General features: G+C 64.6%; 5 protein-coding genes. 1 reads left to right on the forward strand and 4 read right to left on the reverse strand.

Annotated features, from left to right (window positions below; genetic code table 11):
- From VMD50_RS14785 to VMD50_RS14800, 4 genes are all read right to left on the reverse strand, one after another.
- On the reverse strand, positions 1–468 hold a 468-nt coding region (locus tag VMD50_RS14785; RefSeq protein WP_325428492.1), incomplete at its 3' end, for an alcohol dehydrogenase catalytic domain-containing protein.
- Between the two features lie 114 nt (positions 469–582).
- Entirely contained in the window at positions 583–1,104 is a 522-nt protein-coding gene (locus VMD50_RS14790; protein ID WP_325428493.1) for a hypothetical protein, read from the reverse strand.
- Positions 1,105–1,197: 93 nt separating this feature from the next.
- Complete coding sequence (locus VMD50_RS14795) at positions 1,198–2,175, reverse strand: ATP-binding cassette domain-containing protein (protein ID WP_325428494.1); 978 nt, start codon at positions 2,173–2,175, stop codon at positions 1,198–1,200.
- A 2-nt stretch (positions 2,176–2,177) separates the two neighbouring features.
- A complete protein-coding gene (locus tag VMD50_RS14800) occupies positions 2,178–3,227 on the reverse strand; it encodes an ABC transporter permease (protein ID WP_325428495.1) in 1,050 nt (349 codons plus the stop codon).
- Between the two features lie 914 nt (positions 3,228–4,141).
- Here VMD50_RS14800 and VMD50_RS14810 point away from each other — a divergent pair.
- Positions 4,142–5,110 carry a zinc-dependent alcohol dehydrogenase family protein gene (locus VMD50_RS14810; RefSeq protein WP_325428496.1) on the forward strand — a complete coding sequence of 323 codons (969 nt, stop codon included), beginning with the start codon at positions 4,142–4,144 and terminating at the stop codon, positions 5,108–5,110.
- The last annotated feature ends 397 nt before the right edge of the window (positions 5,111–5,507 follow it).

Here is a 5,507-nt window from a genome sequence, read left to right on the forward strand (position 1 = left end):
CACGGTGGAACCGGCCGCAGTCTGCAGCAGCCATTCACCCGGCCGAACATCGAGTTCGTCACCGGTCAAGATCACCGCGGTGAGCGGATTGGCGAGAACCTGGGCGGCGGTGGAATCGCTCATGCCGGCGGGAACGGGCAAGACACGCTCGGCGTCGGCGACGACATACTCCTGCCAGGTGCCCTTGACTGCGACCGTGATGACCCGCTGTCCGACGGTCAGACCGTCTGTGCCGCTGCCGATTTCGTCGATGACACCGACGGATTCGATTCCGGGTACGGCGGGAAAGTCTGGGGTGAATCCATATCGGCCGCGGATGGTGTGCAGATCGCTGGCATGAACGGGTACGGCCGTCACCCGGATTCGCACCTGACCGGGACCGGGCTCCGGAATCGGGCGAGTTTGCACGGCCAGAACCTCGGACGGTTCGCCCAATTTGTCGGCGACGACAGACCGCATCGTTCTCATTTGCCTGACGTTAGTTCGCTTGGACCTGATCTCATAGCGGCCCGTCGGCCCCGACGCCCGAGAAACATAGCCCGTGGCCTGGTGCGGCGCGATCCTGGCGAGTTACGGCGCATGTCAGCGGATTGGGACCGCGGAGCCGGACGATGGGGGCCACTTTCCGCGCGACAGGTCGTGATCGAGCACACGAGTTCTGACATCGCCCTCGTAAAAGAGATTCGGGTCGAAAGCGTCGCCGAAGTGCTTTGTCAGCAGCGATGAGAACAGCAGGGCCGCTGACTGCGGCCGGTGATTCATGACGAGCTGACTTGTCTCGCCTGCGTCGTTGAAATACACGACGACGAAGTTGTAAATCTCGACCCCGCTGGGGTGGTACGCCTCGGTGCCACGGATGCGGGAGCGGTAGTCCTCCAAGAAAAGGTCGCCGCGCATGCCGTAGAAGCGGAAGTCCTGAAACGCGTAGAGGCTTCGCGCGAAGCTCAGCATCTTCCCGACGTCCTTTGCACCGCGCAGTTCGCCGTTGAACACGGCGCCTTGGAGGATGACATCCTCGGCGAGGTTGTTCAGCCAGTGGGGGTAGTAGTCCAAATGGGGCGCCTGGTTGGCGAGCTCTCGGCTGGACTCGTTGGGCGTGGTCATGACAGTTGTTTCCTCGTTCCTGGATCGATTTCGTCTGGGGTGCTTGGTGTCGTTGAGGGCGTAGCGGTACCCGACGCGAACCGGAAACGCGCTCTAATCCAGGGCCAGCTCACGGCCCTCGTTCAGGCCTGGTCCGGCCCAGGCTCCGAGGAGTTGGCGAAAAGCCGGAACGCTGTGGCCGGTAATCACCGCATAGGTGCGGGCGCGCACCGTTGCGGAGCGCCGCAGACCGAACAGCGGGCCGATCTCGCCGAAGTAATCGCCGGCCTTCACAACTCGAAGCAGTTCCCGTCCGCGGCTCACCTCGAGTTCCCCTTCGGCAACGGTGTAGATCAGGTCGGACAGCGCGCCTTGTTCGAACAAGACGGTTCCGGCCTCGAGCTGAATCGTTTCGTGGGCGCGGTTGACCAAGGTCGTTGCGGGCGCCATCTCGATCACGCGGTCGGCCAGCGGTAGTAACCGGGGGTCGTGGGTGGCCACGACGACCATGCGGTCGCCGGTCGCGAGTTCGCGGATGAGCCGTAGCATCTCTTCGACCTGGAGGTAGTCCAGGTGGGCGGTGGGTTCGTCGGCCAGGATCAGCGGAGGATCGAGGGCGATCGCGCGGGCCACGGCCACCCGCTGTTGTTGGCCGCCGCTGAGATCGCCGGGACGGTGGGTCATCCTGTCCTGCAAACCAACTCGGGTCAGGAGCTCCTGGGCGCGCTCCCGCGCGGCGCGGCGCGAAACCCCGGCCGCGCGTAGCGGCACGAGGACGTTCTCGAGCGCCGTGAGGCTTGGCACCAGGTTGAACGCCTGGAACACGATGCCGACCTGGTGCCGCCGATATTGCGTCATCGCGCGGCGGTTCAGCGCGGTCACGTTCACATCGCCGACGGTGATCCGCCCGGACGTCGGTGTCAGCAGTCCGCCGAGGCACGACAGCAGTGTCGTTTTCCCGCAGCCGCTGGGGCCGAGCAGGATCGTTAGCGAGCCCGGCTCGAGCTCAAGGTTGAGGCCGTCGATGGGGCGGATGGTATTGCTGCCGCTGGCGTATTCGACGACGAGCTTCTCCGTTCGTAGACCGACCATGATTAAGGACCTCCAAACGCGTGTGCGGGATCGACGGTGGCAGCCCGCTGGACTGCCGTGGCGCTGGCCAACAGGCCGACTCCGACCGCGATCACCGCAAGGAGCGGATAGGCCGAAGCGGGCTCGATGACGTTCATGGGAAACAGCGGGGCGAGCAGCCGCGCAAGCCCCGCCCCGAAGCCGGCGGCGAGGACGGCCACGACGATCGCCTGCAGCACCAGGCCGGCCAGGACCGATCGCGTCGAAACGCCGATCGCCTTGAAGACCGCGAAGTCACGCATGCGTTCCAGGGCCGACAGGTAGACGACGCCGCCCACGATCAACGCCGCAACGATCCACAGCAGGATGGCCACGATCCGGATCGCCTGGACCGCAATCTTGGTCGGCCGCATCAAGTCATCGACGGCCACGTCGCGGTTGACCACCCGGTAGCCGTCGGGGACCTGCGACAGTGTCCCGCGGATCCCGATCGAGGAGACGAGCGGCTGGCCGCCGAACTCCGACTGCTGTACCCCCTCGGTCGTCACGAAGAGGTTCGGCGTCTTGGCCAGCGCGGTGGAATTGTTCACGATGCCGACGATCAGCATCCTGCGCGATCCGACCTCGAGCTGTTCGCCGATCTGACGCCCGATTGTGCTCGACACCGCCACCTCATCGGGGCTTGACGGTGCCCTGCCGACGGACATCGCTGGCATGCCCGGGCAACCCGCCGGTGCGCCGAACATGGCGCCAGGATGCGTTGAGTCGCCGCTCTTGAACGTAGCCCCCTTGTACGTGAGGGGGGCAGCGGCGGCAACGCCCGGGGTGGCGGCGACCACCTGCAATACTGCCACCGGGAACGGCGCGGAGCCCAGGAAGGGACCCGTCGCACCGGATTTGATGAGGAACTCGTCGACGCCGAGAGAATCGACGGTGCGCTCATCCTCTACCCGGAATCCGTTGGCGAGGCCGGTGAGCACGAGCGTCATCGCAAAGACCAGGCCGGTGACGACGACCGCGATGACGAAGCGCCATCTGCGCCACTGAATGTCACGTAATGCGGTGGATAGCATGATCAGCGCCAACCTTTCCCAGTCCGCTGCCAACGCCGCGGAGAACCCTCACGGATGAAATCGCCTGCCGCTGTGCCACTTCGCCATCGCGGGATGATGGCGACATACAGAGCGATGAGGACGCCCACAGCGGCGAAGACAGGCCCGGCCGTCGGTAACACCTGGGGCAGCGACGCCTGGTTGTGAACATGTGCCGTGCCCTGCGCGGTCAACCGTGTCAAAAACGCCACGGCGTCACTCACACTGACCAGATCGTGCTTGAGTGCCTTCGTCGCGGTCAGCCCACCGAGACCCGAACCGATCGCCACGACGCGATGTCGCCGGTCACTCCGGTGTGCGGTGCGGGGGGCGACCGGCAGCGGCTCCGTCCCGAGATGCGGCTCGGGCGACGCTTGCAGTGCCACGGTGGCGGTCATGTATTCACCATCAGCGCATCGCGGATCAAGTGGGGATGCCACATTGATCCCTAGTAGTGGCAGGGACAGGATTGGGCCGCGGGCTACGTGCGCCCCCAAGCCGGAAAGCCGACAAAGACTTGTTGTGGCTTTGACATCCAGTCGCAGCGCCCGGGTGAGCGCATCGCGCACCCGTGAGGACGGGTGCTGGTCACGGCCTTGCTCGAGTCGCAGGTGGTAGTCGCCGCTTTAAGGCTGTCCCTTGTAATGCCAGGATCAACAGGGCTTCCCCGCCGCGGTCCAAAAAGGAATTCGCATTGGCGGCGATGCGCTTCCCGCGGACGAAGCTCAACTCCATCGAGCAAGGAAGACGCGATGTGCACGATTCATTTCTAACGGTCGACACCGTGTTGAGGAGGGGCTTCCGTCCACAGCGTCAAGGCCATCGAGACGCGCGGCGACATCCAAATTCGGCGATAACTGCTATCAAAATTTAGCAGCCCAGCGAAAGGAATTGATATGCGCGCCATTCAGATTGAACAGTTCGGCGACCCCGCAAAGGTGCTCCGCGTCGTCGACATCGAGGAGCCGCCGCCCCCGGGTCCGAATGAGGTTCTGGTGAGCGTTGAGTTCTCGCCGTTGAACAAACACGACCTACTGGTTGTCCTCGGCGCGCTGGCGCAACCACCCCTGCCCCACGTACCCGGTGCAGAGGGGGTCGCGCGCGTGCTTGCCACTGGCTCGGAGGTCGATGGACTTCAGGTCGGCGATCTGGTCGTGCTACCCCTGTATTCCGGTGCGTGGCGTGAGCGACTTGTCGTGCCCGCCGATGGTCTGTTCGCACTCCCCGCTGGCGGCGACATCGAGCAGTACTCGATGTTGGGCAGCAACCCCCCGACAGCAGGGTTGATGCTCAGTGAATGCACCCCTCTGCAGCCCGGTGATTGGGTGGTTCAGAACGCCGCGAATTCCGGTGTGGGGCGGTCATTAATCGCGCTGGCAAAACGTCGTGGACTGAAGACCATCAACCTGGTCCGTGATGACGCAACGTTCGCCGAGCTCAAGGCAGCCGGGGCCGACGTGGTCCATGTCGATGATGACGATGCGGTCGGCGATGTTCGAGCAGTCATCGGCGACGCGCGAGTGGCGCTGGCAGTGGACTCCGTGGGGGGTCCAGGTGTAGCGCGGCTGCTTGGTTTGTTGTCCGACGGTGGATGCTTGGTCAGCTATTCCTGGGCCCGGGACGAACCAATGTGGGTCGACACCCCGATACTGGTTGCTAAGCACATCACGGTCCGTGGATTCTTTGTCGGCGACTTCGACTACCGCGACAAAGTGGTGCCTGTCATTCGTGAGGCGGCACCGCTGGTGGCTGATGGCTCCCTTGGTGTGCCCGTGGCGGCCGTGTACCCCCTCGAGCAAATCGACGGCGCGGTGCAGCATCTCCTCCGTGGCGGCAAAATCCTGCTGAAGGTGGCGGGGCGATGAAGGCGACCACAGCGGGCGGCTGAAGATTCGTACACACCGCAACGAGACTCGTGGCCGGCGATCATGCTGGGTGTCCCTGCCAGTACCGAGGATTGGGGCGGCATCCCCACGTGACCGAGGGTTCGCTGATCGTGGATGTAGGCCCGGCCTTGTGGCGAGTGAGCGTTTCAGCCAACCCACGATGGCGAGCTCCCACCACACCACCGAAGAGGGAAGATGCCATGATCGACGAAACCCTGCGCTCCATTGCCGGTGCCGGCACGCAACTGATCCGTACGTTGCCGCTGCTCGGTGGGCTGTTCGGCGGCCCGGCGCGGCTCGATCTCAACGGCCGCGTCGTGTTCGTCACCGGCGCCGCGCGTGGACTTGGTGCCGAGATCGCCCGCCAATCCCACGC

The organism is Mycobacterium sp. (assembly GCF_035506235.1).
In the GTDB taxonomy this organism is placed as follows: Bacteria; Actinomycetota; Actinomycetes; order Mycobacteriales; family Mycobacteriaceae; genus Mycobacterium.

Coding starts and splice junctions, on each gene's coding strand:
- VMD50_RS14810 (WP_325428496.1), top strand. CDS start 4,142: ATGCGCGCCATTCAGATTGAACAGTTCGGCGACCCCGCAAAGGTGCTC.
- VMD50_RS14800 (WP_325428495.1), bottom strand. CDS start 3,227: ATGCTATCCACCGCATTACGTGACATTCAGTGGCGCAGATGGCGCTTC.
- VMD50_RS14795 (WP_325428494.1), bottom strand. CDS start 2,175: ATGGTCGGTCTACGAACGGAGAAGCTCGTCGTCGAATACGCCAGCGGC.
- VMD50_RS14790 (WP_325428493.1), bottom strand. CDS start 1,104: ATGACCACGCCCAACGAGTCCAGCCGAGAGCTCGCCAACCAGGCGCCC.